Annotated in this window: 6 protein-coding genes; all 6 read left to right on the top strand. The window is 45.9% G+C overall.

Features of this window, described 5'->3' with window-relative positions:
- Positions 1 to 2,161: ribonuclease R (gene rnr / locus WEIDD23_RS08485; protein ID WP_062358910.1), on the top strand; the 2,161-nt coding region annotated here is incomplete at its 5' end.
- 74 nt (positions 2,162 to 2,235) lie between these two features.
- Entirely contained in the window at positions 2,236 to 2,703 is a 468-nt protein-coding gene (gene smpB, locus WEIDD23_RS08490; protein WP_010369980.1) for an SsrA-binding protein SmpB, read from the top strand.
- Between the two features lie 108 nt (positions 2,704 to 2,811).
- Positions 2,812 to 3,612 (top strand): alpha/beta hydrolase, encoded by an 801-nt coding sequence (locus WEIDD23_RS08495; protein ID WP_010369977.1) that lies wholly within the window; start codon positions 2,812 to 2,814, stop codon positions 3,610 to 3,612.
- Positions 3,609 to 5,024, top strand: coding sequence for an MFS transporter (locus WEIDD23_RS08500; protein ID WP_010369974.1), 1,416 nt, complete (start codon positions 3,609 to 3,611; stop codon positions 5,022 to 5,024). The genes WEIDD23_RS08495 and WEIDD23_RS08500 overlap by 4 nt, the downstream gene beginning before the upstream one ends.
- Positions 5,025 to 5,114: 90 nt before the next feature.
- Entirely contained in the window at positions 5,115 to 6,560 is a 1,446-nt protein-coding gene (locus WEIDD23_RS08505; protein ID WP_010369971.1) for an ABC transporter substrate-binding protein/permease, read from the top strand.
- The coding region (locus tag WEIDD23_RS14755) for an amino acid ABC transporter ATP-binding protein (protein ID WP_242865478.1) at positions 6,560 to 7,009 on the top strand (450 nt) is incomplete at its 3' end. The genes WEIDD23_RS08505 and WEIDD23_RS14755, both read left to right, overlap by 1 nt.

The following is a 7,009-nucleotide window of genomic DNA, read 5'->3' on the forward strand; positions in this document are numbered from 1 at the left end:
CGCCGATAAGGAAGGTGTTATCGGAACGTTCAAGTCTAATGATAAGGGCTTTGGTTTCGTGCACTATGATGATAAGGCTGAAGATGTCTTCGTTAACCCTGACAACACAATGTTCGCCGTACAAGGTGATGAGGTTCGTGTGAAGTTGTTGAGTAAGGGTGACACTACGAGCGGTCGCGGGCCAGAAGGTAAGGTTGCCGAGATTATTACGCACGCCCGTGAGCACGTGGTTGGTGAGTTTAAGCTGGGCTCAGAATACAAGGGTTACGTTGGTAGCATCCGCTTGACGGACAAGAAGTTTGCGTCATTTGAATTCCTAGTTAAGGAAGGTGGCGTGGCAGCGACTGACGGCGAGATTGTGATGGCGACGATTGATCAATATCCATCAGCAGTTGCCCCAAAGCGTTTCACGGGTGCGATTACTGAGAAGATTGGTTACAAGGATGAGCCTGGGGTTGATATTCTACAAATCGTGTACAACCACGATGTGCCACACGTTTTCCCAGAAGCTGTCCTAGAACAAGCGAACAAGATTCCAGAAGACGTACAAGATGCTGAACGTGAAGGCCGTGAAGATATTACGGACCAACCATTGGTTACGATTGATGCGATTGAATCAAAGGACTTGGACGACGCGGTTGTTGTCTGGAAATTGCCAAATGGTAACTTCCACCTTGGTGTTCACATTGCGGACGTTTCTCACTATGTTGTTGAAGGCACACCGTTGGATGAAGAGGCCTATAACCGTGGTACGTCAGTTTACTTGACGGACCGAGTTATCCCAATGTTGCCACGCAATATCTCAAATGGTATTGCGTCATTGAACCCTGGTGTGGATCGTTTGGCGATGTCAGCTGAAATGGAATTCACCCCAGCTGGTGACTTGGTTAACCACCGTTTGCACACATCAGTGATGCGTTCGCATGCCCGTATGACTTACAAGGCAGTTAACGCTATCTTGGCTGGTGATGAGGAAACTCGTTCAGAATACAGCGACTTAGTGCCAATGTTCGAAGAAATGGAACAATTGCACAACGCCTTGGCTGCAAAGCGTACAGAACGTGGGGCAATTGAATTTGATGCGCCAGAAGCTAAGATTATTGTCGATGAGACGGGTAAGCCAACGGACATTGAATTGCGTGAACGTGGTTTGTCTGAACGTATGATTGAGTCATTCATGTTGGCAGCGAATGAAACTGTTGCCATGCACTTTGACCAAGCCAACGTGCCATTCTTGTACCGTATTCACGAAACGCCGGATGCTGATCGCGTCCAAAATTTTGTGGACTTCGTGAAGGCCCTCGGTGCACCGGTTAAGATCGATCCCGAAAACATCAAGTCAACTGATTTGCAAGCCATCCATAACTTCTTCTTGGATCGTCCAGAAGAACAAATGGTTTCAACGATGATGTTGCGTACGATGAAGCAAGCCAAGTATTCAGACCAACCATTGGGTCACTTTGGTATCGGCGCTGAGTACTACACGCACTTTACGTCACCAATTCGTCGTTACCCTGATTTGACGGTTCATCGTTTGATTAAGTGGTATGAGAAGAATGGTTTGGGTGAAGAAGCGCAAGCTAAGTACCGTGATCAGTTGGCTCAAATTGGTGAAGACACTTCTGTTCGTGAACGTCGTGCGGTTGACACAGAACGTGATACGGATGCCATGAAGAAGGCCGAATTTATGGCTGACAAGGTTGGCGATGAATTCGAGGCAGTCGTTAATGGTGTCTTGAAGTTCGGTATGTTTGTGTCATTGGAGAACACGGTTGAAGGGTTGATTCACACATCAAACTTCACGGATGATCAATATGTTTACGACGAGGCCCACATGGCCTTGATTGGTCGTCGTTTCCACCACATCTATCAAATTGGACAACCTGTTAAGGTACGTTTGGTTCGTGTGGATAAGGAACAATCAGCGTTGGACTTTGTGTTAGTTGATCCTGATGCTGCGCCAATCACGGATATTAAGGTACCTGAGGACCGTCGTGGTGCCTTTGGTGGTCGTAACCGTGGTGAACGTCGTAGCAACGACAAGAATAACCGCTCAAGCAAGGGTGGTAAGACGCACAACGGTGGAAAGCCATTTGGTGCGAACACCGACCGCAAGCCAGAATCAAAGCACCAAAACACAAACCGTAAGGGCCGACACTAAGAAGATCATAGAGTGGTGGTTTTCTCGTGAAACAAGAAAACCATCTAAACGGAGAAAAGCTTTAGGAGGTCATTATGGCCAAGAAGAAGTCAAATAACGATGGTGCACTTGCAACCAACAACAAGGCGAAGTACAACTACTTTATTGGTGAGACGTACGAAGCGGGTATTGAACTAACCGGAACGGAAATTAAGTCGGTCCGGGCAAGTAAGATTACGATTGCTGATGGGTTTATACAGGTGCGTGATGGGCAAGCTTGGCTAGATAATGTGCATATCAGTCCGTTTGAACAGGGAAACCGGTTTAACCATGAGCCATTACGTAGCCGACGTTTGTTACTCCACAAAAATGAAATTAAAGCGCTTGGTGAAGCTACGGCGCAACAAGGTAAGACAATCGTGCCGCTGCGAGTTTATTTAAAACATGGTTTCGCAAAGGTATTGATTGGGGTTGCAACGGGTAAGCATAATTACGATAAGCGTGAGACAATTAAAAAGCGTGATCAGGAACGCGATTTGCGTCGTAATCTGAAAGTTCGCTAAAAAAAATGAGCCGATATTACTAATATCGGCTCATTTTTTGCATAGTTTTGATAAGTAAAGCGCTATAATGGGGGTGTTTTAGAACAATTATTTTTGGGGGAAAAGAAAATGAAGATTAATAAAGATTTAGCATATGGGGCAGATGCGTTACAAAAATTAGATATTTACGAGCCGGAAAGTGACGCAATTGCCGATATCGTCCTTGTTCATGGTGGCGGCTGGTGGCAAGGTGATAAGCGTAAGGAGGATGAACTGGCCAGTGCGCTTGTCGCGGCAAACTTTCGCGTTGCAGCGATTAATTATCGTTTAGCGAATGGTGCGACGGGCGAGAATATCTTTCCCACTCAACGGACTGATGCGGTTACAGCGGTAAAGTGGCTTGTTGCAAATGAAAATTTCCGGTTAGATAAGCTAGTTATGTGGGGTGCCTCATCTGGTGGTAATATCGCCTTAGAGGCCGCGCAATTATTAGCAACGCCAACGGTCTCATGGTCAGGATTAAATGATTTAGCCGGATTCATGGCAACGCATCCTGACGTCGTGGGTAAGCAACTAATTATTGGGGCTGATGTGAAGTCAAAAGATATCGATCAAGATGGTGAAAACCAAGCCTACTATAAGTGGTTAGTTGATAATCTAACAGCAAATGGACAAGTACCATATGAAACGGCAACCATTTATGATCGGTTAACACCCGCAACGAAACCGGTCTTTATTGCAAATTCGATGACTGAGTTAGTGCCAGTTGGCGAAGTTGCGACCTTAATGAATCGCTTAATCACATTAGGGGTCGGGGTTGAAACCTTGGTTTTGCCAGGTGGACGTCATGGTGAAGGGTATATGGTTGATGCTTTGCCGGCTTCAATCGCCTTTGTGATCCGTGTGTTGGACTTGAGGGCAGCGTCATGAGTGAGACACAAAATTCACAGTCGATTACGGTCTCATTAGGTGCTTTTTCATTTGTCACGGCTTTATCTGGGGCGAGTGTGACACTGGCTTTGCCACGCATGGCACGTGCATTTGACGTTAGTGCATCCTTAAGTACTCAGGTTGTACAAGTTGGCCTCATTACGACGGTTGTCTTCTTGGTCATGTTTGGTCACGCGGGTGACGTTTTTTCGAAAAACGCGGTCTACCGAGCTGGTGGCTGGGTGTTTATTATGGGCTCGCTCTTAACTGGTATCGCACCTAATTTTATTGGTGTGTTAGTTGGTCGCTTTGTGCAAGCGGTGGGTTCAGCGATGGTCATGGCGAATGCGATGGGTATCATTAACGAACACTTTGCTGACAAGGAACGCGCCAAGGCACTGGCTTATAATTCCATGTTTATCTCGGTTGGGTCAATTTCAGGTCCTGCCGTTGGTGGCTTAATTACATCGATTTTGTCATGGCGATGGATCTTTTTACTAAACGTACCGGTCGCCGTCGCGATTATGTTCTGGGCGAAGGGGGCCTTTCCTCGGCCGCGACTAACCTGGGCTGATATTCGTGAACAAGCGCGACGTGTTAACTGGTTAGGACAATTAATTTTTTCAGTCGGTGTCGTTTTAATGTTCAGTAGTGGTTGGATTACATTGCCAGGACTGAACCAATTCACAAATATGATGGTCTTTCTGGTCGGTGGTGGAATCGTCACGGCGTTATCATTCTTGCAGGATGATTTTGCACCGTCACCTTGGATTGACCCACAAGTCTTACGGAATATCACCTTCTTAACGTCAACCAGCGTGTTATTCTTGGCCATGTTCGTTAATTCCTTTTCTAACATCTTGTTGCCGTTCTATCTACAGGATTACTTACCGTTTTCCCCGGGCGTGAGTGGTTTGATTGTTGCCGCCCAATCTGTCGTGATGTTATTGCTATCACCGTTTGTTGGTCGATTAGCATCAACGCCTGAACGACGGCCGCAACTGGTGACAATTGGCCTAGCCATGTTGTTAGTGTCGCAAATTGGTTATGCTTTCTATGGTGGCCAGAGTGGCTTAGGCTACGTACTGTGGCCAATTATTCTAAACGGGGTGGGAATGGCATTTACCTTAACGCCTAACAATTCGATTACGATGGGGTTGGTATCACCGAACCTGGCTGGTGTTGCCGGTTCGATGAATTCATTATTCCGGACAATTGGCATGGCGGTCGGTATTAGTTTTGCGACAAACTTCCTGTATGCACAACTACCAGGCGTTAAGCACATCACGCGTGGACTAGGCACAACCTACCTGCACGCAAGTCGGATTGTCTTTTATGTCGCAGTCGGTGCGTCGCTGATCGCACTTATCATAAATGTTTGGCGGACAGCGACCAGTAAATCGGAAATGTGAGCAAATCTGACATCACACAACATCTTTTTTCTGAATGAGAGTAAGATATTAGCATATAGAATAATATGGGTGATTTAGGAGGATTTCGTCATGCGCAAATGGCTGACCGGCCTGGTAGTGCTAGTTGCGACCGTCATGGGGATGACAGTCGGCGGGCAAACGATGCATGCAGCATCGCATTACACGATTACAACGGATACGACGTTCCCACCATTTGAGTTTCAAACCCAAGGTGGGGATTATCGTGGTATCGACATGGATATGCTGAAGGAAATTTCGAAGCGCGAACACTTTACGTATACGTTGAAGCCAATGAGTTTTAACGCGGGTGTACAAGCGGTTCAGGCAGGCCAAGTTGACGGTATCTTGGCGGGTATGTCGATTACGGATGAACGTAAGCAAACGTTTGATTTTGGTACACCATACTACAAGAGTGGTATCGTTATGGCAGTTGCTAACAAGTCTAAGGTGGATTCACTGAAAGACTTGAAGGGTAAGACCGTGGCAGCCAAGACGGGTAGTTCTGGCGCGATGTATGCGCAACGAATGGCCAAAAAGTACGATTTCAAGATTACCTACTTTAATGATTCAAACACGATGTACAATGATGTCATCATCGGTAACACCGTGGCGGCTTTTGAGGATCAGCCAGTAATGGCCTATGCGATTCAACAAGGCACAAAGATGAAAATTGTGACGGACCCAGCTGATGGTAATTGGTACGGCTTTGGGGTTAAGAAGGGCACTAATGCAGCGTTGCTAAAGGATTTCAATGCTGGTTATGCCAAGTTGGTCAAGGATGGCACTTACGATAAAATCGTTAACCGTTACCTTGGTGAAGGTGGGTACAACTACAAGGAAAATGCAGCTGCTAAGTCGGCTGCTGACCAATCTATTTGGTCGTTGATTAAAGAAAACAAGGCGGCTTTGCTTGATGGATTGATTAAGACGTTGCAATTAACAATTGTTGGTATCATCTTGGCAGCTCTTTGGGGTGTGCTACTTGGTGTGATGGGTGTTGCGCCAAGTAAGCTTATCCGAGGCTTATCATCAGTTATTATCTACATCTTCCGTGGTTTGCCAATGCTAGTTTTGGCCTTCTTTATTTATATTGGAATTCCTAATTTGACCGGCCAGAAGATTCCAGCCTTTACAGCTGGTGTCATTACGCTGATTTTGAATGAAGGTGCCTATATCGGGGCGTTCGTGCGTGGTGGCTTTAAGTCAGTTGATCCGGGTCAGCTAGAAGCTGCTCGGTCACTTGGTATGCCATATGGTAAGGCAATGCGTAAGGTTGTGATGCCACAAGGAATTCGTTTGACGATTCCTAGTTTCATTAACCAATTTATTATCACGTTGAAGGATACATCAATTTTGTCAGCAATCGGAATTATTGAACTGACACAAACGGGTACGTTGATCATTGCACGTAACCTCCAAGGGTTCAAGGTCTGGTTAATGATTGCTGTTTTGTACTTGATTGTCATCACGTTGTTGACGTGGTTATCTAACTGGGTAGAAAAGAGGATTAACTAATGGCAGCGATTGTTGAAGTGAAGGATGTTCACAAAAGCTACGGTAAAAACGAGGTCTTGAAGGGCATTAGTTTGGACGTTGCAGAAGGCGAAGTGGTTGTTATGATTGGACCATCTGGTTCAGGAAAGTCAACTTTCTTGCGTTCGCTTAATAAGTTGGAAGAAATTAATTCTGGTCAAATTAAGATTAATGGTTGGGATTTGGTTGACCCAAAGAACAACATTGATAAAACACGCGAAACGATTGGCATGGTGTTCCAACACTTTAACTTGTTTCCACATTTGACGGTGTTGGAAAACATGATGTTGGCCCCAGTTGAAGTAGGTAAGCAAAGCAAGGCTGAAGCTGAACAGACGGCCCGTAAGTTGCTTGATCGGGTTGGCCTAGCTGATAAGGCGGATGTTAAGCCGAACACTTTGTCGGGGGGACAAAAGCAACGTGTAGCGATT

This window comes from Weissella sp. DD23 (assembly GCF_001579105.1).
GTDB classification, from domain to species: Bacteria; Bacillota; Bacilli; order Lactobacillales; family Lactobacillaceae; genus Weissella; species Weissella cibaria.

Coding starts and splice junctions, on each gene's coding strand:
- smpB (WP_010369980.1), top strand. CDS start 2,236: ATGGCCAAGAAGAAGTCAAATAACGATGGTGCACTTGCAACCAACAAC.
- WEIDD23_RS08495 (WP_010369977.1), top strand. CDS start 2,812: ATGAAGATTAATAAAGATTTAGCATATGGGGCAGATGCGTTACAAAAA.
- WEIDD23_RS08500 (WP_010369974.1), top strand. CDS start 3,609: ATGAGTGAGACACAAAATTCACAGTCGATTACGGTCTCATTAGGTGCT.
- WEIDD23_RS08505 (WP_010369971.1), top strand. CDS start 5,115: ATGCGCAAATGGCTGACCGGCCTGGTAGTGCTAGTTGCGACCGTCATG.